At 58.0% G+C, this 23,574-nt stretch carries 20 protein-coding genes; 8 read left to right on the forward strand and 12 right to left on the reverse strand.

What is annotated here, in order from left to right; all coding sequences use genetic code 11:
• Positions 1–119: 119 nt before the first annotated feature.
• The 3 genes from CAF80_RS06020 to CAF80_RS06030 all read right to left on the reverse strand — a co-directional run bounded on the left by CAF80_RS06020 (position 120) and on the right by CAF80_RS06030 (position 2,950).
• Positions 120–1,085 carry a sugar kinase gene (locus CAF80_RS06020; protein ID WP_039768696.1) on the reverse strand — a complete coding sequence of 322 codons (966 nt, stop codon included), beginning with the start codon at positions 1,083–1,085 and terminating at the stop codon, positions 120–122.
• Positions 1,078–1,860, reverse strand: a complete 783-nt coding sequence (locus CAF80_RS06025) for a sugar phosphate isomerase/epimerase (protein ID WP_085666981.1) — start codon at positions 1,858–1,860, stop codon at positions 1,078–1,080. Before CAF80_RS06025 ends, CAF80_RS06020 begins: the two co-directional genes overlap by 8 nt.
• A gap of 64 nt (positions 1,861–1,924) precedes the next feature.
• Positions 1,925–2,950: a LacI family DNA-binding transcriptional regulator gene (locus tag CAF80_RS06030; protein WP_039768692.1), complete on the reverse strand. Its 1,026-nt coding sequence runs from the start codon at positions 2,948–2,950 to the stop codon at positions 1,925–1,927.
• 240 nt (positions 2,951–3,190) lie between these two features.
• Here CAF80_RS06030 and CAF80_RS06035 point away from each other — a divergent pair, with 240 nt between their 5' ends.
• The 3 genes from CAF80_RS06035 to CAF80_RS06045 all read left to right on the forward strand — a co-directional run bounded on the left by CAF80_RS06035 (position 3,191) and on the right by CAF80_RS06045 (position 9,091).
• Positions 3,191–4,012 (forward strand): hypothetical protein, encoded by an 822-nt coding sequence (locus CAF80_RS06035; RefSeq protein WP_074690488.1) that lies wholly within the window; start codon positions 3,191–3,193, stop codon positions 4,010–4,012.
• A 220-nt stretch (positions 4,013–4,232) separates the two neighbouring features.
• On the forward strand, positions 4,233–6,290 hold the full coding sequence (locus CAF80_RS06040) for a hypothetical protein (RefSeq protein ID WP_085666982.1): 2,058 nt from the start codon (positions 4,233–4,235) through the stop codon (positions 6,288–6,290).
• 254 nt (positions 6,291–6,544) lie between these two features.
• Positions 6,545–9,091 (forward strand): autotransporter outer membrane beta-barrel domain-containing protein, encoded by a 2,547-nt coding sequence (locus tag CAF80_RS06045; RefSeq protein WP_074690490.1) that lies wholly within the window; start codon positions 6,545–6,547, stop codon positions 9,089–9,091.
• Positions 9,092–9,157: 66 nt separating this feature from the next.
• Here the strand turns inward: CAF80_RS06045 and CAF80_RS06050 are convergent, their stop codons facing one another.
• The 4 genes from CAF80_RS06050 to CAF80_RS06065 form a co-directional block, all read right to left on the reverse strand.
• Complete coding sequence (locus tag CAF80_RS06050; protein ID WP_074690491.1) at positions 9,158–9,586, reverse strand: hypothetical protein; 429 nt, start codon at positions 9,584–9,586, stop codon at positions 9,158–9,160.
• Between the two features lie 293 nt (positions 9,587–9,879).
• Positions 9,880–10,521, reverse strand: coding sequence for a DUF1345 domain-containing protein (locus CAF80_RS06055; protein ID WP_039768687.1), 642 nt, complete (start codon positions 10,519–10,521; stop codon positions 9,880–9,882).
• Positions 10,522–10,600: 79 nt separating this feature from the next.
• Complete coding sequence (locus tag CAF80_RS06060; RefSeq protein WP_085666983.1) at positions 10,601–13,699, reverse strand: efflux RND transporter permease subunit; 3,099 nt, start codon at positions 13,697–13,699, stop codon at positions 10,601–10,603.
• A gap of 15 nt (positions 13,700–13,714) precedes the next feature.
• Positions 13,715–14,872: an efflux RND transporter periplasmic adaptor subunit gene (locus CAF80_RS06065; protein ID WP_039768683.1), complete on the reverse strand. Its 1,158-nt coding sequence runs from the start codon at positions 14,870–14,872 to the stop codon at positions 13,715–13,717.
• A gap of 183 nt (positions 14,873–15,055) precedes the next feature.
• Here CAF80_RS06065 and CAF80_RS06070 point away from each other — a divergent pair, with 183 nt between their 5' ends.
• Both CAF80_RS06070 and CAF80_RS06075 read left to right on the forward strand, forming a co-directional pair.
• The gene (locus tag CAF80_RS06070) at positions 15,056–15,757 is read left to right on the forward strand and encodes a response regulator transcription factor (protein WP_039768681.1); all 702 of its coding nucleotides are present in this window, start codon (positions 15,056–15,058) and stop codon (positions 15,755–15,757) included.
• Between the two features lie 4 nt (positions 15,758–15,761).
• Positions 15,762–17,063, forward strand: coding sequence for an ATP-binding protein (locus CAF80_RS06075; RefSeq protein WP_039768679.1), 1,302 nt, complete (start codon positions 15,762–15,764; stop codon positions 17,061–17,063).
• Between the two features lie 142 nt (positions 17,064–17,205).
• On the opposite strand, the gene pncA is transcribed toward CAF80_RS06075, so the two are convergent.
• The 4 genes from pncA to CAF80_RS06095 all read right to left on the reverse strand — a co-directional run bounded on the left by pncA (position 17,206) and on the right by CAF80_RS06095 (position 19,719).
• On the reverse strand, positions 17,206–17,832 hold the full coding sequence (gene pncA / locus CAF80_RS06080; protein ID WP_039768677.1) for a bifunctional nicotinamidase/pyrazinamidase: 627 nt from the start codon (positions 17,830–17,832) through the stop codon (positions 17,206–17,208).
• A gap of 50 nt (positions 17,833–17,882) precedes the next feature.
• Positions 17,883–18,641 (reverse strand): anti-sigma factor, encoded by a 759-nt coding sequence (locus tag CAF80_RS06085; protein WP_039768675.1) that lies wholly within the window; start codon positions 18,639–18,641, stop codon positions 17,883–17,885.
• Entirely contained in the window at positions 18,638–19,123 is a 486-nt protein-coding gene (locus tag CAF80_RS06090; protein ID WP_103385203.1) for a sigma-70 family RNA polymerase sigma factor, read from the reverse strand. Before CAF80_RS06090 ends, CAF80_RS06085 begins: the two co-directional genes overlap by 4 nt.
• Positions 19,124–19,185: 62 nt before the next feature.
• Positions 19,186–19,719, reverse strand: coding sequence for a tetratricopeptide repeat protein (locus CAF80_RS06095; protein ID WP_085666984.1), 534 nt, complete (start codon positions 19,717–19,719; stop codon positions 19,186–19,188).
• A gap of 158 nt (positions 19,720–19,877) precedes the next feature.
• On the opposite strand from CAF80_RS06095, the gene CAF80_RS06100 reads away from it, so the two are divergent.
• The 3 genes from CAF80_RS06100 (at position 19,878) to nudC (ending at position 22,383) form a co-directional block, all read left to right on the forward strand.
• Positions 19,878–20,651, forward strand: coding sequence for a class I SAM-dependent methyltransferase (locus CAF80_RS06100; protein WP_039768672.1), 774 nt, complete (start codon positions 19,878–19,880; stop codon positions 20,649–20,651).
• 82 nt (positions 20,652–20,733) lie between these two features.
• Positions 20,734–21,546, forward strand: coding sequence for a crotonase/enoyl-CoA hydratase family protein (locus CAF80_RS06105; RefSeq protein ID WP_011334292.1), 813 nt, complete (start codon positions 20,734–20,736; stop codon positions 21,544–21,546).
• Positions 21,547–21,552: 6 nt separating this feature from the next.
• On the forward strand, positions 21,553–22,383 hold the full coding sequence (gene nudC / locus CAF80_RS06110) for an NAD(+) diphosphatase (protein WP_064596865.1): 831 nt from the start codon (positions 21,553–21,555) through the stop codon (positions 22,381–22,383).
• On the opposite strand, the gene CAF80_RS06115 is transcribed toward nudC, so the two are convergent.
• Positions 22,351–23,130, reverse strand: coding sequence for a TSUP family transporter (locus CAF80_RS06115; protein WP_027611974.1), 780 nt, complete (start codon positions 23,128–23,130; stop codon positions 22,351–22,353). The genes nudC and CAF80_RS06115 overlap by 33 nt on opposite strands.
• Between the last annotated feature and the right edge of the window lie 444 nt (positions 23,131–23,574).

The raw sequence follows: 23,574 nt of genomic DNA on the forward strand, positions 1-23,574 counted from the left end.
CTTGCTCCTGAGCTTGTTGTTTTTGTCGCAGCAGGTTCAATTGATTGGATGTTGCTCGTTCCCACGCTCTGCGTGGGAATGCCTCCGGGGACGCTCCGCGTCCCATGTGACGCAGAGCGTCACGGGCTGCATTCCCACGCAGGAGCGTGGGAACGATGAGCTAGAAGTTCGGATCGGGTCGGCAAACCCTCCATATCGCCACGGCTCTGCACCGCGCGACTGCCAATCCAGTTGGCGCGTCTGACGGCCTCGGGAAAACTCTGGTGCTCCAGCAGGGCACTGATCATCCCGACCGCAAAACCATCCCCGGCGCCGACCGTATCGACCACGGTCTGGACCGGCACCCCGGCGACAAACCCCTGATCCAGATGCGTGCGGTAATACGCACCCTGCGGCCCGAGCTTGATCGCCACGGCTTCGGCACCCTGATCGAGATAAAACGCCGCGATATCCGCCGGATCTTCAAAACCGGTCAGCAAGCGACCTTCACTCAACCCCGGCAACACCCAGTGGGCGAGGGCGGCGAGGCGGTTGATCTCGGTGATCATCTCCCGTTCGCTGGCCCACAGGCTCGGGCGCAGGTTCGGGTCGAACGACACACTGCGCCCGGCGTTGCGCATGCGGGTCATCAGTTCACGGGACATTTCCTGGGCCGATGCGGACAGCGCCGGCGGAATGCCAGTGGCGTGCAGGTGTCGGGCGCTTAATAACGTCGGGTTGATCGACTGCGATGACAGATGACTGGCCGCCGAGCCACGACGGAAATACTCGACCGTCGGATCGCTGCCGTCATCGTTGCGTGACTTGAGCTGGAAACCGGTCGGGTGCGCGTTGTCCACTTCGACATGGCTGCAATCCAGCCCTTCGCGAGCCAGGGTTTCGACGACAAATCGTCCCAGCGAATCGGCACCGACCCGGCTCAGCCAGGCCACCTTGAAACCCAGCCGTGACAAACCGATGGCGACATTGCTGTCGGCCCCGGCAATCCGTTTGTGAAACTGCTCGACCGAGGCCAGATCACCGCTCTGTTCGGCGACAAACATGGCCATGGTTTCGCCGAACGACAGAATATCGATCTCAGACATGAGCAGTCTCCAGACGGGATTGGCCGAGGCGGGAGAGGGCGGCGACGTGTTCGGTGGTGAGTTGCACCAGGTCATCGCCCTGCAACGGGTATTCGGCGGCGCGCATGACCCCTTGGGCCATGTGCCGCAGCAGTTGTTCCCACAGATGCAGGTCGCTGGCGGCAGGTGGAACCGCTACCAGTTTGCCGTCGGCGCGGCGGGCCACGGCTTTGCAATGCACGTAACCGACATGACGGCCCAACAAGCGTGCGGCGCTGGTGGCGGACTGGTCCTGCCACTGCCAGTTGCCGATGTCGAAGGTCATCTTGATTGGCAAGTTGTGTTGCTCGACGGCGGCGAAGAAGCGCTGGAACGGTTCGATGCGGCCACCGTGCAGGGTCTGGTCATTCTCTACCAGCAGTTGAACAGGGCTTTGCGCAAGGATTTGCGCGAGCGTCTGCAAATCGTTGTTGTCGGTGAAAAAACCCAGCGACACCTTCAGCCACTTCGAGCCAAACGCTTCGGCGTTCTGCAGCGCGGTGATGAGTTCGGGATTAGGCCGCGACTGACCGGCCAGCCACAGTTCGGTCGGCGAGGAATAGATGCTTTGCAGGCCTTGAGCTTGCGTGGCGGTGGAGAGTTGTTCCGGGACTTCGTTGGTCAGCAGCTCTTCACGCCATTCGATGCGATTGGCGCCGGCAGCGGCCAGCACTTCGAGGAACGAAGCCTGGCCACGACGGCGAACGAGGTCGGCGCCGTAGCTGGACAGGCTGATGGAAACGGCAGGTTTATTCATTGTTATCTACCTCTGAAACCGGTTTCATTTTTGTTCAAAAATTTTTTGGTGGCCCCACAGGGCCTTATTCCGCCTTGCTGAGCGTTGAGCCGCGCTCGATCAGCATCGGTGCAAAATCCAGCGTACGCGCCGCTTCATCATCCCCACGCAAACGCTTGAGCAAACACTCAAACGCCCGCGCACCAATCTCCTCCGTCGGTTGAGCAAGAGCAGTAATCCCACTGCCCACCAACGGATACCAGTCCAGATCATCCAGGGCGATCAGCCCGACATCCTCGAACAACCGGCAGCCAATCTCGCGCAGCGCCAGGGTGCAAGCCAGCGCCGCCACGCCATTGGCGCAGAACAGGGCTTTCGGGCCGTTATCAGGTGTGTTCAAAAAGGTTTGAAGATCGTTCACAAGGCTCGAATCAGTTTCCAGTACCGCGCCTCGCATGTCTTTGCGCTGGCCAATCTGCTGCTGAAAACTGCTGACCCGCTCGATCCGCGAACTGGTACCGTCATAGGCTTCGGTCACCAGCAGCACATCGCGATAGCCGCGCTGCTGCAGATGTTCGAGCGCCATTTCGACGGCTTGCGGGTTGTTCAACCCAACCATGTCGCTGTCGAGCCCGTCGACCTTGCGATCCACCAGCACCAGCGGCATTTCCCGCTTCAACTCATCCAGCTCATCCCGATGATGGCCCAGGGTGTTCACGATCAGCCCTTCGATGTTGTAGGAGCGCAGTAGCGCCAGGTGCTGACGTTCCTGCTCGTCATCGCGGTCGGTGTTGCACACCACCAGGCTGTAACCGTGCCGGCGGCAGGCGGTTTCCACGCCGTGCATCACGGCAATCGAATAAGGGTTGCGGATATCGGCCACCAGCATGCCGATCAGGCGCGTGCGGCCGCGTTTCAGGCCGCGGGCCATTTGATTGGGGCGATAGCCGAGTTCGGCAATTGCCTGCTCGATGCGCTGGGCGATGGCATCCGAGAGCAGGGCGCGGTCGTCACCAATGAAGCGCGAGACGCTGGCCTTGGACACGCCTGCGTATTCGGCGACATCGAGCATGGTGACGCGGCTGCGCTGGGCGGCGGAGAAATCGTTCACGTCATGGCGACCTTGTTATTGGAATTAAAGCGTTAGCAATGTAGTGCTGAAACCGGTTTCATGAAGCGTCAAATGTAAGCGCTACGTCAAGTCGGCGGAAACCGATAATTGCCTGAACAGCCACCATAATCCGACGAACGGTATCTAAACCTGTTAGATCTGACAGTAGCCAATGAGAGACCGCCGTTGCCTAATCGTTAACGAGGGACGAAGAACTTCAAACGTGTGGAGGAATTCCAGATGTCTTTGAGTACTCAATCGAGTGAAGAAAAACTTGCGTCCCAAACGGAAGCACCATTGGCGGCTGAGATCACCGTGGATGGTGTTACAGAACCTGATGGATTTATTCCCTTGCCGCTTCTGATTAGCGGCACCACAGCCCGAATTCAACGCTGGGAAGAAACGTCATTTGATGATCATCTTGAAGTGTTTTGGCTTCAGGACGGAAATGAGGAACTCCTGTTTGAGCGGCGATTCCCGACGGGGATCGTTCCGCCGGAGATCGAAGTAACAATCCCTCCATCACGGATGGCAGTTAACGGTACTGCACTGCTTTATTACATCATAACTGCCTTCGGTATGCCGGATCCATCACCCCGCAAACCACTGATCATCGATCATACTCAAGAGCCTGAAAAGATACTTGCGGAAGCCATTTTTACCAATCTGACGAAGTACGGGTACTACAATTGTGAAACCGATCCTGCATTGACATCAGGCATCGTTATAGATATTCCGAAGCAGCCATGGGCTCGTCCCGGTGATCAATTTTCCCTCAAATTACAGGGTTATCGAACACTTAACGGATCCCCCGGGGAAAATGGAGAACACATCGTTCCGGAGTCGGCAGAAACGCTGACTAGGTTTTTGAATGATCAAGAGATTGAAAACGGATTTTCTCAATCTGTTTCTTTTGCTCCCTGCATAAAGCCATTAATTGATGAAGACTCGCTTGTTGCGATCTATACCATTACCAGGGCCGGCAGGGTGATTGGAAAATCTCGTCTTGCCGTGGCAAAGATAGATAGAATTCTTTCTGGTAGTACGTACTGTTATTCATGACGGCTCTCGCCAAGTGATTTTCAGGGTGGCCGCGCAGGCGCAAGGTTTTGGCGCAGGTGTGTGTTTCGAATAACAAAGGGTAATAACTTAAGGGGCGAGTTTATGATTGTTGATTCAATCTGCTTTTAACGTTGCTTTTCATCAGGAAGTTGTTGTGTAGCTGTCAGACTGATGGAGCAGATCAGGCCATTTGGCTTAATGCACAGAGGAGAATATTAAAATGACTGCTAAAGAAAATGCGGAGAATGGCGGGCCTCGTAAATCAACGCGAACTGGGCCATTTGCTGACCCGCCGACAATCGTCGGTCAGATTGAAGGCGATGGCAGAATCCTGTTGGAAGAGTTGAATAAACCCGCTATCCGAATGAGGTTAATGGAACTCAAAGATGGACTGTTTGGTGGCGGTATAGCAATGGTAAAAGGGAATAGGGTTGGGCAACCTGAAAAAGAACTTGGAAAGATAGATATACCAGAGGACTTTGCAGGCTTCTTTCCGGTGGATATCCCGGTACCCAATAGCCTGATTCCGGATGACCCGGACATTCCTGGGCCAACGCCGTATTACGCCCGCTTCCATATCATCGATGGGCTTAACATTGAAGATAGCTCGACCCCGGTTGAGTTCTTTGTCGACAAGAATGCTCCCTATTATGTAAAAAAACCCTTCAGCAGAAGCGCACCGCCTTTCGCGACATTTGCCAATCTGGATGTGGCTGGAGGGGAGAGGATTGACGAAGAGTGGGCCGACAAAAATCCTAGGGGACTGGTGGTTAACGTTGCAATAGACTACGCCAACCGTGTGGACAATGACGAAGTTACCTTTTGTGTCGATAACAGATCGGGCACGACCACAACCATGCCCGCCATTTACCGAGGTGTGGTCAAACCCTCGTCGGATCCTCTGCTGGGAGAGTTCACGATCAGTCTCGATGAGCTGAGGAAACTTCCAAACGGAAGCTTATACCATCGCTATATGTGGCATGACGCACCGAGGAACAAATCGCAGGACTCTGTTATCTCAGGCATCCCCTTGCTGCCGATCGCATTTTTGCCGCCCCCACTGCTCAAGCAACTCAGGGTACCAGCGGCGGGCCCTAGCCATACGGAAGCGATCAGTCTCGGTACTTTTTTGCCTGTCGGCACAAAAATCTTTGCCGAGATCGATTATCCGGAAAACGGCGATCCGAAAGACCTTATCACCGTAAAAGTCAAGGGCGACAAAGAGGTAGTGCTGGGGAGCGAAGAGTTAGGCGCGAGCCCCGGTCCGTTCAAAATGGAACTTACCTACGATATTCTGGACGAAGTGACGAAAGGCGCTACAGATGAGAAGACTGTAGAAATTTCTTACTCGTTGAAACGTGGAGCGAACACTCCAATAGATGAGCCGCCAACGTCGATATTCGTCTACTTTGTGTTCCCGGGAATACCTCCTGATACGTTACCCGAACTGGACAACGATAATCTGCTTCCGGTCGTAGTTAATGGGCGCGAGGGTGCTGGCAACAAGAACCATCTGACCACGGAGGATATTAATCATCCTGTACGCTTCACCGCTACCAGGTGGACAGGTCTGCCGGATCTACTGAGGGATGCGTTAATCACGTACTACTGGGACGACAAGCCAGTAGGATCGATACTAATGAAAAATACTGATACCGCTGTCTTTATAGATGTTGATTACTCGGAGATTTCACCTGTCGAGCCAGGAAACATCAAGGCTCACTACACCATTGAATACCCTGGCAATCCCAATATTATGCGGCAGTTGCCCAGAACTGACGTGCTGGTCGAAACATTTGAAATCGACTTGGATCCGCATAAAGGTCCATTCATTGAGCTGGGTGGTGAGCGGTATATTACCTGCAAAACGATGGTGCCTCGAACTGTAGACGAAGGAAATACTATCGTACCTCCACTTAAAGTGTCGGCGCCGGGCGGTCATCGCGATCTACCACCAAACAGGCCTGTCACTATGAGGATGGAGGGTTGGAAAGAGAAAGTTCCGGTAACGCCGATCACCGGCGCAACGTTCAAGGAAACAAAAAATATGCCGGCAGGAGGGGGCGATCTCGTCTTCGATATGGACTACGAGCTGTTCAAGACGATTCAACTGGAGACGCCAGCAACGAATCCGGTCACCTTTTATTACGCGCAAATTTGGTACGAGATAAAACTGGGTGAAACAACGTTTGAGTCACCCAAGGAAATGCATCCGGTCAGAGTACGTAATAGTAGTCTCGAATACTGTGAAGACTTGGGGGCGGGCAGTGACGGTTAATTAGTGGCTGGACACCCAATCAACATGGCGAACGAGGTTCATGTTGATTGGGTGTGATTTTACATACGAGCTCTTGCGACGAAAACCACCAGAGATGAGTGTTCTGAAGACTTATCTGTCGACACTTTAGGATTAGTCCTACAGAGACGTAGCGGTTACATCTGTAGTCTTCGGCGCGCTTTCCATATTTGTTATCCGGCGCCGGATTCGAACTACTTCTGCTTTGGCACAGGATATTACTAAGGGCTACTCGCATGCGTACCACGCCACCTTTCAAATTCGATATTTTTGGCAATAGCCGGGCAATTCCTTCCTTTGCGCTGCTGATGCTATCTGTCTCGGTTTCTCACGCCGGTGTATTAAATCCTGGACAAAGTGAGACGATTGATAGCACCGACCCGATTGAATCCTGGACACTGAACCCAGGCTCCGAGCTGATTTCCAACGGTGCGGATACAGATAATATTGGGGCGGTTGGAGCGAAGCTGGAAGTCAATGGGGGAAGTAACAAACAGATTGCTCTTGAGCGATTGTCGGTCATGAACATGATTGGGGGGACGGTTGCAAACACATCGGGTACTGGCGCAGCGATCAACCTTGCCAGCAGCAGCGCGGAGATCACGAACAGCACTATAACGAGTAACGCTGTGGGGTTGATGTTGACACGCAATATTCAGGATCAATCCGGCTCCAGCGTAAAGTTGGTTGACAGCACCGTGACGGCTTCGAGTGTGGGGGCGCAGGTCAACGGTCTTGGCGTACTCGAGTTGATTGAAAGCACCATCAGCGCAACTGGCACGACGTCGGACGGGGTCAGACTCCTGAATGGCTCACTCTCGGCGAAAAATAGCTTCATCAGCGGTGGCGACGTCGGTCTGCACATTGGGAGCGAACCCAGTCGCGGGGAAACGTCAACGGTAGTGCTTGATGATTCGCGGATTGAAGGTCGAACGGGCCCCGCGATCTCTACCGACTTGTTGAATTTGCAAGGTGCAAAGGCCGATATTCATGTGCTCAATGATTCCACATTGGTGGCGGGCAACGGCAATGTGCTTGAAGTAAAAAACGGGGCAACCGTCGGGCTCACCGTTGATAACAGTGCGCTCGTGGGGGATGTAGTGGTCGACTCCGGCAGCGCCGCTCGGACCCGTTTTCAAAATGGCGCATCACTGGCCGGTAATCTGCAAAATGTCGCTCAGGTCACGCTCGATACTCGAAGCACCATGACCGGAGATGTACTTGCCCAAGCCGGTAGTGGCGCTGCGGTCACGATCGATAATGGTGCTGCACTCAATGGGAACGTGAACAACGTCATCAGTCTGTCACTGAATCATGGTGGCAGCATGACAGGCGATGTTGTCACCGATACCGCTGGCACGGTCGCGCTGGATAATGGCGCAACGCTGACTGGCCAAATTGAAAATTCAGCGAATATCCAAATCAGAAATGCCGGCCAATGGGTTACCACGGGCAACAGCTCGGTGCAAAGTCTGGAGCTGGAAGACGGTATTGTTCGCCTGGGGGATACAGGCTCTTTCCACCAACTGGATGTGGAGAATGTGTCGGGCAAGGGCACCTTCGTCATGCACGCCGACCTGAATACCGAGCGTACCGATTTCCTGAATGTTACAAAAGGTGCCAGCGGTGAGCATAAACTTCAGGTGACAGCGAGTGGCACCAATCCGACGACTCCCGATTTGGTGAAAATCGGCAACGTTGCAGGTGGCGATGCGAGCTTCGCGTTGAATGGTAATGGGCTGGTCGATGCAGGCTCACGCACTTATGGATTGTTGAGGGAGGGTGAAGGGCTGTTCCTTAAACCCAATCAGACTGTCAGTACCTCGACGAATACGGTATTGGCGATTGCCGGCAGTACACGAAGCATCCTGTATGGAGAGATGACCTCGCTCAATAGCCGTCTGGGCGATCGTCGTCTGAGCAGTAGTAGTGGAGATACATCGCCTTTGGCAAGAAGCGATACCTCGATGAAAAAGTTGAGCAATAGTGTGTGGATGCGCACTTATGGCAGCCAGTACAACGTTTCCAACGCTTATGGTGGAGGTTTCACCCAGAACCAGCGTGGCTTCTCGCTGGGTGCCGATACTCAAGCGCAACTGGGCGGTCAGCAATGGCTTGTCGGGGCGTTTGTAGGGTCGGGGCGCACTGATATAGACCTCAAAAATGGTTCCACGGCGACAGTCGACAGCCTCAATGCGGGTGTCTATGGCACGTTGCTTGATGTAGCGAGCGGCATGTATGTGGACGTGGTGGGCAAGGTCAACCAGTTTGATAACCAGGCCAACGTCACAATGAGTGACGGCACTCGCAGCAAAGGCAACTATAAAAATCTGGGTTTAAGTGCAACAGTGGAAGTGGGCAAGCTCATTCGGTTTGATAACGGTGACTTTATTGAACCCTTTGCTCAGGTAGGCCTTGGCGCGGTCCAGGCAAAGCAATACCGGTTGGACAATGGTCTGGAAGTTGATGCCGGTGCGGCGCACTCGCTGTTGGGTAAAGTGGGGATGACCATCGGCCGTGAGATCACTCTGGACAACGCCAGCAAGCTGCAACCAAGGGTACGCTTGGCGATGGGGCACGAATTTGTAAAAAGTAACGATGTAAAGGTCAATAATGATGACTTTAACAGTGACCCTTCCAGTACCAGCCTTGAATATACAGTGGGGGTGAACTGGGTGCCCGCCCAGAAAAACTGGCAGGTCTATGGCGAGGCGGGAGGAAGTAAAGGTAATACCATTGAACAGAACTGGAACTACAGTGTAGGCGTAAGCTACAACTTTTAATCACCGCTTTTGGTTGACGAAAAAAATCCCGACTAATGTCGGGATGTTTTTTTGTCATGTAAAAAGTCATGGAAGCAACATGTCAAATTCACCATCAGTCTCTAATTGTGTATCGTGGTTGTCATCCTCGACTTTGACCTCGAATTGAGCAGCCACGGCATTGGTCTCACTGGATTCGAAAAGCGTGATAGTGCCTTCAATCCCTATGTAAACATTGATGTCGGCGTTAGTATCATTGATATATTCAAAGCGAATCGGGGTTTCAGAGTCAGTCAACGAATAAGTCTTGTATTCAAGCGTTTTCGGTAAAATTATCCGGATTTCTCTATAGCTTAAATCGGCTTCGCGCTGAGTGGCCGAAAAAATAAGGTGATTATCAAATGGAGGTGGAAGGTTAGCGTCCTTTACCTCCCTTTGGTTTGCTTCAAAGGGTGTCTTGTCAATGTTGCCGATAAAATACGGTGCGACGGGTTTTAGTTGAGTACTTGTTCTCATAATAAAATCCTCTATGCCTGGGTGAGGTATCCAAAGACCTGATCGGGGTCCTGTTTATGGATAAGTTATCAGAACTCATCATATCGCCGCTGTAAACTGTCAGAGTTGACAGTTTACAGATAAGTTAAAGTGTGCTTGTTTTCCGTTCTTTGAATGGTTTAGAGAAAAGGTAAGTGCCCCGATTTTATACAAGAGCGTTCGCTGGTCAGTGCCCCGGCCCATGTCGAGTCCGCCTTGCCGTGGCCAGGCGCAGTTGCACCAGATACACATGTGGATTGAGCGTGGAAAATTTGTCAACCAAACAACCCCGCCGCAATATTGATCGAAAACCCCAGAATCGCCGTATTGAATACAAACCCGATCAACGACTGCGCCAACACGATCTTGCGTATCTCTCGCGTGGCCACGCCAACATCCGCCGTCTGCACGGCAACGCTGATGGTGAACGAGAAGTACAGAAAGTCCCAATAGTTGGGCGTGGTCAGGCCTTCGGCAAAGCGCAGCGCCGGCTCCTTGCCGTCCCAGGTGTAAAACAGCCGGGCGTAGTGGACGCTGAAGATAACCCCGATCAGCAACCATGAACCGATCACCGTCAGCGCGGTGAATCCGTAGTGCAGGAGTTTGCGAGTGGTTTCCAGGTCCTTGCTGCCGGCCAGTTCGAAGGTGATGGTGGCGAGGCTGGCCAGAGCCGCGATGCACACAACGAACAACACCAGCCCGGCATTTTCATCCTCGACTTCGGCGATGCGTCTGACGTCCGGTGCTTTCGCGCGAGCTGTCAGCCAGAACATCAGGAGCAGATAGGTCCAGACGCCGGCGTTCCAGCCGATAAGGATTTTGCTGATGACCGAGTCGGCAGGGATCAGCAGGCCGACGGCAAGACCGAATAACGCGGCGGCGGAGAGGCGAGGGTGGGTGCGGGCGAGGAAGCGCATGGGGACTCGATGGGCCAGGGCGGTTCAGACACCTTAGCCCAGCGCGGCGACCTCTGGCCACCGCGCCGGGAGCGCTCTATCAATCAGGCTTGGTGAACCGGCGCACAAGCTTGATCACGACCACGAAAAACACCGGCACGAAAATCACCGCCAATGTTGCGGTAATCATCCCGCCAATCACCCCGGTGCCAATCGCCTGCTGACTTGCCGAACTTGCGCCCGTGGCAATCGCCAGCGGTACCACGCCCAGAATGAACGCCAGCGAGGTCATGACAATCGGCCGCAAGCGCAGACGCGCGGCTTGCAGCGTGGCGTCAATCAGGTCATGACCTTCGTCATACAGGCTCTTGGCAAACTCGATGATCAGGATCGCGTTCTTCGCCGACAGGCCGATGATGGTGATCAGGCCGACCTTGAAGAAGACGTCGTTGGGCATTCCGCGCAAGGTCACCGCCAGGACCGCGCCGAGAACACCGAGCGGTACGACGAGTAGCACGGAAGTCGGAATCGACCAGCTCTCGTACAACGCCGCCAGACACAGGAACACGATCAGCAGCGACAGCCCGAGCAGAATCGGTGCCTGACTGCCGGACAAACGCTCCTGCAACGACAGACCAGTCCATTCCTGACCCAGACCTTTCGGCCCCTGGGCCACCAGACGTTCGATTTCCGCCATGGCTTCGCCGGTGCTGTGACCAGGTTTCGGCTCACCGGAAATCGAGATTGCCGGGTAGCCGTTGTAGCGGGTCAGTTGTGCCGGGCCCTGGGTCCATGTGGCTCGGACGAACGCCGACAGCGGCACCATTTTCCCGGCGTCGTTGCGCACGTGCATCTTCAGCAGGTCATCGACCTGACTACGGCGATCGCCTTCAGCCTGCACGACAACCCGTTGCATCCGCCCCTGATTGGGGAAGTCATTGACGTACGAGGAGCCGATGGCGGTGGACAGCACGTTGCCGACATCGGCGAAGGAAATGCCCAGCGCGTTGGCCTGTTTACGGTCCACTTCCAGTTGCACTTGTGGCGCTTCGGCCAGTGCGCTTTCACGCACGTTCATCAGGATCGGGCTTTTCTCGGCGGCTTCCAGCAACTGGGTGCGCGCCTCCATCAAAGTCGCATAACCCAGGCCACCGCGATCCTGCAGGCGGAACTCGAAACCGCTGGAAGTGCCGAGACCATCCACCGGCGGCGGCAGCACGGCGAAGGCCACGGCGTCCTTGATCTGGCTGAGGGCGATGTTGGCACGGTCGGCAATCGAACTGGCCGAGTCGTCGCTGCCGCGTTGCGACCAGTCCTTGAGCGTGGTGAACGCCAGCGCGGCGTTCTGCCCGCTGCCGGAGAAGCTGAAACCGAGAATCACAGTGCTGTCGCCCACGCCCGGTTCGCCGGCGTTGTGCGCTTCGATCTGCTCAACCACCTGCACCGTGCGGTTCTTGCTCGCACCGGGTGGCAGTTGAATGTCGGTGATGGTGTAACCCTGATCCTCGACCGGCAGGAACGAGGAGGGCAGGCGCGCGAAGCACAGGCCCAGACCCACCAGCAGCACACCATAGATCAGCAGATAACGACCGGTGCGTTTCAGCGCATAGCCAACCCAGGCCTGATAGCGATCGGTCAGTTGCTCGAAACGGCGGTTGAACCAGCCGAAGAACCCGGTTTTTTCGTGGTGTTCGCCCTTGGCAATCGGCTTGAGCAAGGTGGCGCACAGTGCCGGGGTCAAGGTCAGGGCGAGGAATGCCGAGAACAGGATCGAGGTGGCCATCGACAACGAGAACTGGCGATAGATGACGCCCACCGAACCTTGCATGAACGCCATCGGAATGAACACCGCCACCAGCACCAGCGTGATGCCGATGATCGCGCCGGTGATCTGGCTCATCGCCTTGCGCGTTGCTTCTTTCGGCGACAGGCCTTCGGTGGCCATGATCCGTTCGACGTTCTCCACCACCACGATGGCGTCGTCCACCAGAATACCGATGGCCAGCACCATGCCGAACATGGTCAGCACGTTGATCGAGAAACCCAGCGCAAGCATGGTCGCGAAGGTGCCCATCAGTGCCACGGGCACCACCAGCGTCGGGATCAGGGTGTAGCGGATGTTCTGCAGGAACAGGAACATCACCGCAAATACCAGCAGCATGGCCTCGCCGAGGGTGTAGACCACTTTGGTGATCGAGACCTTCACGAATGGCGACGTGTCGTAAGGAATCTTGTATTCCACGCCCGCCGGGAAGTAGCGCGACAGTTCATCCATCTTCGCCCGGATCAAGGTCGCGGTGCTGAGGGCGTTGGCGCCCGGCGACAGTTGCACGCCGACGGCGGTGGAAGGTTTACCGTTCAGACGGGTGCCGAACTGGTATTCCTGGCTGCCGATTTCGACCCGCGCCACATCCTTGATGCGCACGGTGGAGCCGTCCGGATTGGCCTTGAGCACGATGTCGGCAAACTCTTCCGGCGTCGACAGTTGACCCTTGACCAGAATCGTCGCGGTGATTTCCTGAGTGCTCGGGTTTGGCAGATCGCCGATGCTGCCGGCCGAAACCTGAGCGTTCTGCGCAACGATGGCGGCGTTGACGTCGGCCGGCGTCAGGTTGAAACCGATCAGCTTCTGCGGATCGACCCAGATCCGCATCGCCCGCTCGGCGCCGTACAACTGGGCCTTGCCGACGCCGTCGATGCGCTTGATCTCGTTCATCACGTTGCGCGCCAGGTAATCGCTGAGCGCTACGTCGTCGAGTTTGCCGTCGCTGGAGGTGAGGGTGATCAGCAGCAGGAAACCGGCGGAGACTTTTTCCACCTGCAAGCCTTGTTGATTGACCGCTTGCGGCAGGCGCGACTCGACCACTTTCAGACGGTTTTGCACATCGACCTGCGCCAGTTCCGGGTTGGTGCCCGGCTGGAAAGTGGCTTTGATCGTGGCGCTACCCAGGCTGCTCTGCGATTCGAAATACAGCAGGTGATCGGCGCCGTTGAGTTCTTCTTCGATCAGGCTGACCACGCTTTCGTCGACGGTCTGCGCCGAGGCGCCGGGGTATACGGCATAGATTTCAATCTGCGGCGGAGCCACGTCGGGGTATTGCGCCACCGGCAATTGCGGGATGGCCAGCGCACCGGCCAACAGGATGAACAACGCGACGACCCAGGCGAACACCGGGCGGTCGATAAAGAACTGCGGCATAGAAGAGCGTCCTGCTTACTGACCAGAGGTCTGGGCAAGTGGAAGAGGGGTGTCGTCGATCTGCACCACTTCGCCCGGACGGGCATGTTGCAGGCCTTCGATGACAATTCGGTCGCCGGCCTTCAGGCCACCGGTGACGATCCAGCGGTCGTTCTGCACAGCGCCAAGCTGCACCGGCTGCTGGGCAACACGCATCTGATCGTCGACAGTCAGGACTTGCGCCACACCGGCGCTGTCACGCTGTACCGCGCGTTGCGGCACGGTGAGACCGTGCTGGATCACGCCTTGTTCCAGGCGCACGCGAACGTAGCTGCCGGGCAGCAGATCGAGATCCGGGTTGGGAAACTCGCTGCGCAGGATGATCTGACCGGTGCCCGGATCGACGGTGATGTCGCTGAACAGCAGTTTGCCCGGCAACGGATAGAGGCTACCGTCGTCCTGGATCAGCGTGGCCTTGACCTGATCCTGGCCAACCTGCTGCAACTGGCCGGAACGGAAGGCCCGGCGCAGTTCATTCAATTCGCGGGTCGACTGGGTCAGGTCGGCGTGGATCGGGTTCAGTTGCTGGATCAGTGCCATGGGCGTGGTTTCGTTCTGGCCGACCAGCGCGCCTTCGGTCACCAGGGCTCGGCCGACACGCCCGGAAATCGGCGCGGTGACGGTGGCGTAGCCCAGATTCAGCTTCGCCCGCTCGACAGCAGCCTTGTTGGCGGCAACGTCGGCGGCCGTCTGCCGGGCATTGGCGCGGGCGTTGTCGTAGTCCTGAGCGCTGATGGCCTTGTCGTCGATCAACTGGGCGTAGCGCTGCTCCTGCAGTTTTGCCTGGAACGCGTTGGCCTCGGCCTTGCGCAGCGCGGCTTCGGCGCTGTCCAGGTCAGCCTTGAACGGCGCCGGATCAATGCGGAACAGCACGTCGCCTTTTTTAACGTCGCTGCCTTCGCGGTAGGTACGTTGCAGTACCACGCCGGCGACCCGGGCGCGGACTTCGGCAATGCGCGGCGCGGCAATCCGCCCGCTGAGTTCGCTGCTGATCGACAGGGGGCGCGCCTCAAGGGTTTCGATCCGCACGGTGGCCGGCGGCGCCTGTTCCTCGGCGTTCGAGGATTTATCACAGGCGCTCAGCATCAGCGCCAATGCGATCAGGCCGAGCCCGGCCAGCAGATTTTTCGACATGTACAACCCCCAATATTGATCTGCGCATCCTACGGACAGTCGCCGAGGGTAGCGGTGAAGCTTTGTAGGTGCTGTGTGAAATTGTGTAAGGGTTTTGCTCAGGGACGGGCGAGGGCGTATATCCTTCAGGCCTTGAAATTTTTTGCGACATAGCAGTCGCCACCGCCTGTTCTGGACACCTCAATGCCCAACATTCTTCTGGTCGAAGACGACACCGCCCTCGCCGAACTGATTTCCAGCTATCTGGAGCGCAACGGTTACTCCGTCAGCGTGATCGGCCGTGGCGACCATGTGCGCGAACGGGCGCGGCTGAGTCCGCCGGACCTGGTAATCCTCGATCTGATGCTGCCGGGCCTCGACGGCTTGCAGGTCTGTCGCCTGCTGCGCGCCGACTCGGCAACGCTGCCGATCCTGATGCTCACCGCCCGCGACGACAGCCACGATCAGGTGCTGGGCCTGGAAATGGGTGCCGACGATTACGTCACCAAACCCTGTGAGCCGCGCGTCCTGCTGGCGCGGGTGCGCACCTTGCTGCGCCGCAGCAGCCTCGGCGAACCGATGACCGCCAACGACCGGATCCTGATGGGCAACCTGTGCATCGACCTGTCGGAACGCACGGTGACCTGGCGCGAGCAACCGGTGGAACTGTCCAGCGGCGAATACAACCTGCTGGTGGTGTTGGCCCGTCATGCCGGTGAAGTGCTGAGTCGCGACCAGATCCTGCAACGCCTGCGCGGCATCGAGTTCAACGGCACCGACCGTTCGGTGGACGTGGCGATTTCCAAGTTGCGGCGCAAGTTCGACGACCACGCCGGCGAGGCGCGCAAGATCAAGACCGTGTGGGGCAAGGGTTATCTGTTCAGCCGTTCCGAGTGGGAATGCTGATTCGATGTTCAGAATCCTGTTTCGCCTCTATCTGGTGACGATCGTCTCCTACAGTGCGGCGATTTATCTGGTGCCGGATCTGGTGGTGATGGCGTTCAAGCAGCGTTTCGTCACCTACAACCTCGACTACTCCCGTGGCCTGCAATCGCTGATCACCAAGCAGTTTCGCGCGGTGCCGCAGGACCAGTGGCCGGCACTCGCGGCGTCGATGGACAAGGATTTCCAGCCGCTGCACATCGTGCTCGCCCGTATTGATGACCCTGGCTTCACCGCCATCGAGCAAGAGCGGCTGCGGCGTGGTGAGAACATGGTGCGGGTGGGCGACTGGGGTTGGCGCACGCTGGCGGTCACGCCGCTGAACGACGAAATGGCGGTGCAGATGGTGGTGCCGCCGGATCCGATGGACGTGAACCTGTTGTACTGGAGCATCAACGTGCTGATCGGCGCGAGTCTGCTGGCGTGCCTGTTGCTCTGGTTTCGTCCGCACTGGCGCGATCTGGAACGCCTCAAAGGCACGGCCGAACGGTTCGGCAAGGGCCATTTGAGCGAGCGCACGCAAATCGGCCCGAGCTCCAACATCGGCAGTCTGGCCAACGTGTTCGACACCATGGCCGGCGACATCGAAAACCTGCTCAACCAGCAGCGGGACCTGCTCAACGCCGTGTCCCACGAACTGCGCACGCCACTGACCCGCCTTGACTTCGGCCTGGCGCTGGCGCTGTCCGATGACTTGCCGCAGGCCAGCCGCGAACGCCTGCAAGGGCTGGTCGCGCACATCCGCGAACTCGATGAGCTGGTGCTGGAGTTGCTGTCCTACAGCCGTTTGCAGAATCCGGCGAAGTTGCCGGAGCAGGTCGAAGTGTCGCTGGACGAGTTCATCGACAGCATTCTGGGCAGCGTCGACGAAGAGCTGGAATCCCCGGAAATCGTCATCGATGTGCTGCTGCACAATCAGCTGGAGCGCTTCACCCTCGATCCACGCCTGACAGCCCGGGCGATTCAGAACTTGCTGCGCAACGCCATGCGCTACTGCGAAAAACGCATTCAGATCGGCGTGCAGGTCTGCCCGAAGGGCTGTGAGATCTGGGTGGATGACGATGGGATCGGCATTCCGGAAGATGAGCGGGAGCGGATTTTCGAGCCGTTCTATCGACTGGACCGCAGCCGTGATCGGGCCACTGGCGGGTTTGGCCTGGGACTGGCGATCAGCCGGCGGGCGCTGGAAGCGCAGGGCGGGACGTTGACGGTGGAAAGTTCGCCGTTGGGTGGGGCGCGGTTCAGGCTCTGGCTGCCAACCCCGACCTGATGATCGCTGAGTTCCCACCCAGAGCGCTGATCGTTCCCACGCTCTGCGTGGGAATGCCGCCCAGGACGCTCCGCGTCCTTTGTGACGCAGAGCGTCACCGTATGCATTCCCACGCGGAGCGTGGGAACGATCAGCACGTCGGTCAAAGCAGTTCAGTGGACTGGATCAATCCAACCCCGGCCACCTGCATCCGCTCGATCGCCGTCGCCAGCGAGCCATTCAAATCAATCGCCCGGCACGCATCCAGCACCACAAACGCATTGAACCCAGCCGCCCGCGCATCCAGCGCGGAGAACATCACACAGAAATCCAGCGCGAGACCGACCATATACACCGTGTCGATCCCGCGTTCCTTCAGATAACCGGCCAGACCCGTAGTCGTGACGCGATCCGCTTCCAGAAACGCCGAATAACTGTCGATGTCCGGGTTGCAACCCTTGCGGATGATCAATTGTGCGTGGGGCAGATCAAGTCCTGAATGAAACTCGGCACCGTGTGAACCCTGAATGCAGTGATCCGGCCAAAGAGTCTGCTCGCCATACGGCAGTTGAATCACATCATAGGGCTGACGGCCGGGATGGCTGGAGGCAAACGAAGTGTGGCCGGCCGGGTGCCAGTCCTGGGCAATGACCACTTGCTTGAAGTGTTCGGCGAGACGGTTGATCAGCGGGACGATCAGGTCGCCTTCAGGCACGGCCAGTTGGCCGCCGGGAATGAAGTCGTTCTGTACGTCGATGACCAGCAGGGCTGTGCGTGGCGAAATCGGCATAAATCCATCCTTCCTGGAAAATCACCCGAGCAGCATAGTGACAAAATTCTTTAAACGTTCAGCCTGGTCTTAAACATTTTCGCCATGTCTTCCAGCTCGGAAGCCGGATGATGGCCGATCAGCATCCAGGCGTGTTCGCGTTCGGTCCAGTACACCACGTTCATCCCGTGACGGCGTTCATGGGCCAGCGGCTGGCTGCCGCTGTTGGTGCGCGTGACGCACAGCGCCAGCGGGCCATGTTTGGCATCGAGCCAGGTCATCTGCGCAATCGGCACACCGTCATACTCAAGCAATTGCGCACGTTTGAACTGCCCGCCGGGCAGTTTGAGTTTCGCCGGCGACAGGCTTACACCCAGCCGCGCATCGACGGCTCGCAACTGCGCCTGTTGCGAGGCTTCATCGGTGGGCAGATGTTCGAGGGTCTGCGGCACATACAGCGCCATGTAATCGCCCACCAGCTCGCGCCAGTTGTGCGATTGCTGCGTTTGCCAGGCCAGGAACAAGCGGTCCGCCGCGACACCCGCGAGTGCCACGCCCGCTGCCGCCGCGCCGATGAACCAGCGTCGGCTGAAACCGGGTTTCTGCGGTGACGGTGCCGCATCGAGCCGGGCCTGCAAACGGTCGAGCGGCGCCTGTTGCGCCAGTTCGTCATAGGCGGCCTTGAACGGCAGGTTGCTGCGGCTCAGCCATTGCACCCGCAGGCTCAGCAGCGGATCGTCGGCAATGAGGCTGTCGAGTTGACTGCGCTGTTCGCGGTCCAGCTCATCGTCCAGATACGCCACCAGTTGCTCGTCGGAAGGCGTATTCATTGCCGGTCTCCTGCGGGGGTGTTCGGTACCGCTTGCAGCGGCGGGTATTCGGCCAGTTTCAGGCGCGCGGTGGCCAGGCGGCTCATGACTGTGCCGATCGGCACTTGCAGGATCTCGGCGACTTCGCGGTAGGACAGGCCTTCAACGTAAGCGAGATACACCGTTTCACGCTGAGTTTCCGGCAGCGCATCGACGCGGCGGATCACCTGCGCGGCCATCACATGAGTCTGCGCGGCGTATTCGCCATCGAAGGTCAGCTGCCTGTCGGCTTCCGTCACGCCTTGGCCCTGGCGCACCCGGCGGGCGCGCACTTCGTTGAGCCAGATCGAATGCAGGATGCTCAGCAGCCAGCGATCCATGCGCGTGCCGGCCACGTACTGGCCCGAACGCTCCAGCGCCCGCACGCAGGTGGCTTGCACCAGATCCTCGGCCACGTGCCGATTGCGCGACAGCAGCAAGCCGTAACGCCACAGGCGCGCCAGGTGTTGCCCGAGTTCGGCTCTGAAGGCCTGATCGCTGAAAATGTTCGCCTCCGCGTGTCGTGTCAGGTTTTCGATGAATCGTTGATGGCTTCGGCCAGGTCCCGGTATTCCTCGCAGGTCGTGCCGCAGATCTTCTGGATGTGCTGCAACTGCTCCTGCGCCAGATCGACGCGGCCCTTGATGACGTAAGCCTCGCCCAGGTATTCGCGGACCTGCGCGTACTGCGGATCAAGCTTCACCGATTGCAGGTAATAACCGATGCCTTCGTCGGTGCGCCCCAGTTGGCGCGTCGCGTAACCGCGATAGTTGAGAGCCTTGGCGGTGTTCGGTTGTTCCAGCGTATCGAGCAGGGCCAGGGCTTCTTCGTAACGGCCGGCCTTTGCCAGACGGTAGGCGTAATCGGTCCGGTCGGCGTCTGGTACGAGGCTGCTGGTCTGCATGACGCACTTCTGCGTTTTGGTGTCGAATACCTGGCCTTTGGGGCAGTTGGGTTTCTGCACCGGCGCCTCTTCCTCGCCGTTGGCGAAGGCGAGGGGGCTCGCGAAAACGGCGGCCACCAGCAACGGGGCGGCGAACATAACGGAACGGATAGTCATGGGCAAGGCTCCACAAGGGGTCATGTTTCACTTTGAACACCGCAGGGTGAACATTTATTCATTGCTTTGTCAGGCTTTGTTAAAGGAAAGCCCTTTTTCCGGCGCTATGCTCGTCAGCATTCGTTGTCGATCTGCAGTTCTACCATGGGAGTTTGGCCATGAAAGATCAGGTTCACCACTCGGCCGCCAGCGGCTACAAAACCGCCGCCGACACCTACGTCAAAGGCCGGCCCGACTACCCGCCGGCCGTCAGCGAATGGCTGACGGGCACACTGGGCCTCGATGCCCACAAGACCGTTATCGACCTCGGCGCCGGCACCGGCAAGTTCACCGGACGGCTGGTGGCGACCGGCGCTCAGGTGATTGCCGTGGAACCGGTGGCGCAGATGCTGGAAAAACTGTCGCTGGCCTGGCCGCAGGTGCTGGCCGTCAGCGGCACTGCAACGGATTTGCCGCTGCCCGACGCCTCGGTGGATGCGGTGGTCTGCGCACAGGCCTTTCACTGGTTTGCCAGCACCGAGGCGCTGGATGAAATTGCTCGAGTCCTCAAACCGGGCGGCAAACTGGGCCTGATCTGGAACCTGCGCGACACCCGGATCGACTGGGTGCCCAAACTGGACGCCATCGTCAATGCGCTGGAAGGCGACACGCCGCGTTTCTACACCGGTGAATGGCGCAAGGCCTTTCCCCATCCGGCGTTCGGGCCGTTGCAGGCGCAGCATTTCCAGCACGGGCATACCGGCGCGCCGGAAGATGTGATCTTCAACCGGGTGCGCTCCACCAGTTTCATTGCCGCGCTGAGCGATCAGCAGCGCGCGAAGATCGACGAGCAGATTGCTCAACTGATTGCCGGCGAGCCGCAGCTGCGGGGCAGGGAGATAGTGACGGTGCCTTACGAGACCGCCGCCTTCGTCGCGGTGAAGAACGGCTAGAGTCCCGCATTTGGCCGAACCGCCGTGCTGATGCCTTGTTATAGTTCGGGCCTCATTTTCAGCCCGGTAAAGGATTTCTGCCATGACTCAATACACCGCCTTCAGCGTCGAACTGGCCGACAACATCGCCCATGTGCAGATCAATCGTCCGGAAAAGATCAACTCGATGAACGCCGCGTTCTGGAGTGAAATCGTCGAGGTGTTCCAGTGGATCGACGACACCGACGAAGTGCGGGTGGTGGTGCTCAGCGGCGCCGGCAAACACTTTTCCTCGGGCATCGACCTGATGATGCTGGCCGGCGTGGCCAATGAGCTGGGCAAGGATGTCGGTCGCAATGCACGTCTGCTGCGTAAAAAAATCCTGACCCTGCAAGCATCCTTCAACGCGGTCGACAATTGCCGCAAACCGGTACTCGCGGCGATCCAGGGTTATTGCCTGGGCGGCGCCATCGACCTGATCGCCGCCTGCGACATGCGCTACGCCGCCGAAGACGCGCAATTCTCGATCAAGGAAATCGACATCGGCATGGCGGCGGACGTCGGCACCCTGCAACGGTTGCCACGGATCATCGGTGACGGCATGCTGCGTGAGCTGGCTTACACCGGTCGCACCTTTGGCGCTGAAGAGGCGCGCAGCATCGGCCTGGTCAATCGCGTCTACAGCGACAAGGACGGCCTGATCGAAGGTGTGATGGACATTGCCCGGGATATCGCCGGCAAGTCGCCAATCGCGGTCACCGGCACCAAGGAAATGATCAGCTACATGCGCGACCATCGCATCGACGACGGTCTCGAGTACGTTGCCACCTGGAACGCCGCCATGCTGCAATCCAACGATTTGCGTGTGGCCATGGCCGCCCATATGAGCAAACAGAAACCCGAATTTCTGGATTGAGAAACCATGACATCTCGCTGGACCACTGCAGTACTGGACACCGATCAACCCGGCGGCTGGGCCGTGGCGCGCAGCCCCGAGGGTTTCCTGTTCGATGACAACGGCGCGCTGTTCCCCCGGGAATGGCTCAAGCGCCAGGACTTGTCGATCCTGGCCGAACACGGTATCGGCCATCTCGATGGCGAACCGGTGTATCTGCTGGAACTGCACAGCACCAGCGAGGTGCCGGGGTGCAACTGGAAAGGCTTGCGGGCGTTCATGCTCGACGGCGATCACACGATCTACAAAGTGCTGGGTTATGCCGCACAGATTGGCACTTGGGCGCGCGAACACCGTTTCTGCGGCAACTGTGGTCAGGCCATGACCCAGGTGCCGCGGGAGCGGGCGATGTATTGCCAGCCGTGTGATTTGCGTAGTTATCCGCGGATTTCCCCGAGCATGATCGTGCTGGTGACCCGTGGCGATGAGATCTTGCTGGCGCGTTCACCGCGTTTCGTCACCGGGGTCTACAGCACGCTGGCCGGGTTTGCCGAACCGGGTGAGTCGGCCGAGGATTGCCTGATTCGCGAGGTGCGCGAGGAAGTGCAGATCGAGGTGAAGAACATTCAGTACATGGGCAGCCAGTGCTGGCCGTTCCCGCACTCGATGATGCTCGGCTTCCATGCCGAATACGCCGGTGGCGAGATTGTCTGCCAGGAAGACGAGATCGAAGACGCCCAGTGGTTCAACGTGCACGCTCTGCCGCCGTTGCCGGCGTCCAAATCGATTGCCCGTTACCTGATCGACGTCTACGTGGCGCGGCGTTTAGGCCACGCTGAACCAGTGCTGCCAGGCTAGACGCACGGTCAATCCCAGTACCACGGTGATGAACACCGGACGAATGAACTTGGCGCCGCCGCTGATCGCGGTGCGCGCCCCGAAGAATGCGCCGACCATCACCGACAGGCCCATGCTCAGGCCGATGATCCAGTCCACCTGCCCGGAAAACACGAACACCGACAGCGCCGCAATGTTGCTGACGAAGTTCATGCTGCGTGCCACGCCGCTGGCCTTGACCAGATCGATCGGGTACAGCAGCAGGCTGCTGACGGTCCAGAACGCGCCAGTGCCGGGACCGGCTACGCCGTCGTAGAAACCGAGGCTGAAGCCTTGGGTCGATTGCCACTTTTTCTTGATCGGTGCGTCGCTGTCCAGCGGCGCTTTCGGCGTGCCGCCAAACAACAGGTACAGGCCGCAGGCGAAGACGATCACCGGCAGCATCTTGTTCAGCCATTCGGCGGGCAGGTAATGCGCGACAATGGCGCCGGTCAGCGCACCGACCAGCGTGCCGACGATAGCGTGCATCCACTGCCGTGGGTGAAACAGCTTGCGTCGGTAGAAGGTGAAACTGGCGGTGGCCGAGCCGAAGGTCGAACTCAACTTGTTGGTGCCCAGCACCAGGTGCGGCGGCAGGCCGGCGGTGAGCAACGCAGGCGTGGTCAACAGTCCGCCACCGCCGGCGATGGCGTCGATGAATCCGGCAATGAAAGCGACAAGGGCCAGAACGGCCAAGGTGGTGAGGTCAACGCTGAGTTCGAAAGGCATGGAATCGGCTTATTCGGCAGGTTGCAGAGCTGGGCTGCGGGGAGGGCAGTCATGTTACTCATTTCCTCATGTCGCGGCGACCTGTCTTGGTTCTGCCAGCAAAGCCTTTACCAATCCAATGGTTATCAGATTGAGGAACATCATTCCCAATTCAACTAACTGCCTCTCAGATCTGACAGGTTATGCACTGCTTTCCTTATGAAACAATTCGTGCACCCGGTTACTCGAATTGGGCACGGACAAAATGAGGTTTCATATGGAAATTATCGTCGATTTAAACGGCACTTCGGAGACCGAACAAGATGCTAAAAACAAGGCCGAATCCTTGCTAAGAAGGCGGGCAAGATTGTTTCAATATCCAATGTGCAGTTGAATCCAGAGAGTCATTCGGCAACGGTGACCTATACGCTTGAGAATGATCCTAACTATGTCCCCTCAAGCGGT

The organism is Pseudomonas sp. B34(2017) (assembly GCF_002112915.1).
Lineage (GTDB): Bacteria > Pseudomonadota > Gammaproteobacteria > Pseudomonadales > Pseudomonadaceae > Aquipseudomonas > Aquipseudomonas pharyngis.